General features: G+C 74.4%; 1 protein-coding gene. It reads left to right on the top strand.

The features are described 5' to 3' along the window. Positions 1-1,266: SpoIIE family protein phosphatase (locus EAO77_RS40520; protein ID WP_261994188.1), on the top strand; the 1,266-nt coding region annotated here is incomplete at both ends.

Genomic DNA, 1,266 nt, shown 5'->3' with positions numbered 1-1,266 from the left:
AGCATCCGTGAGCACCGCATCCACTCCACGATGGTCGCCCCGCTGACCGCGCGCGGCATCACCCTCGGCATGGCCACCTTCTGCCGCCACCGGTCGCCCGAGCCCTTCGACGACGACGATCTGACACTCGCCGGGGAACTCGCCGCGCGCGCCGCCGTGGCGGTCGACAACGCCCGCCGCTACACCCGTGAACACGCCACCGCTCTCGCCCTCCAGCGCAGCCTGCTGCCGCGGCGCACCGCACGGCAGCAGGCCGTCGAGGTCGCCTCCCGCTACCTGCCCAACACCACGGGCGCCGGGATCGGCGGCGACTGGTTCGACGTCATCGCCCTGTCCGGCGCCCGGGTCGCCCTGGTCGTCGGCGACGTCGTCGGCCACGGCGTCCAGGCGTCGGCGACCATGGGCCGGCTGCGCACCGCCGTGCGCACCCTGGCCGACGTGGACCTGGCGCCCGACGAACTGCTCACCCAGCTCGACGACCTGGTGATCAAACTGGACCGGGAGGAGTCGGTCGACCCGGGCGGCTGGTCGTCCGTCGCCGGCGCGACCTGTCTGTACGCCGTCTACGACCCGGTCTCCGGCCGCTGCTCGATGGCGCGCGCGGGGCACCCCGAGCCGGTCCTCGTCCGCCCGAGCATCCGTGAGCACCGCATCCACTCCACGATGGTCGCCCCGCTGACCGCGCGCGGCATCACCCTCGGCATGGCCACCTTCTGCCGCCACCGGTCGCCCGAGCCCTTCGACGACGACGATCTGACACTCGCCGGGGAACTCGCCGCGCGCGCCGCCGTGGCGGTCGACAACGCCCGCCGCTACACCCGTGAACACGCCACCGCTCTCGCCCTCCAGCGCAGCCTGCTGCCGCGGCGCACCGCACGGCAGCAGGCCGTCGAGGTCGCCTCCCGCTACCTGCCCAACACCACGGGCGCCGGACAGGGCGATGACGTCGAACCAGTCGCCGCCGATCCCGGCGCCCGGGTCGCCCTGGTCGTCGGCGACGTCGTCGGCCACGGCGTCCAGGCGTCGGCGACCATGGGCCGGCTGCGCACCGCCGTGCGCACCCTGGCCGACGTGGACCTGGCGCCCGACGAACTGCTCACCCAGCTCGACGACCTGGTGATCAAACTGGACCGGGAGGAGTCGGTCGACCCGGGCGGCTGGTCGTCCGTCGCCGGCGCGACCTGTCTGTACGCCGTCTACGACCCGGTCTCCGGCCGCTGCTCGATGGCGCGCGCGGGGCACCCCGAGCCGGTCCTCGTCCGCCCG

The organism is Streptomyces sp. T39 (genome assembly GCF_008042045.1).
Classification (GTDB): Bacteria; Actinomycetota; Actinomycetes; order Streptomycetales; family Streptomycetaceae; genus Streptomyces.
The sequence above is the reverse complement of the archived record's forward strand: the minus strand, read 5'-3'. Positions and strand labels throughout refer to the sequence as shown.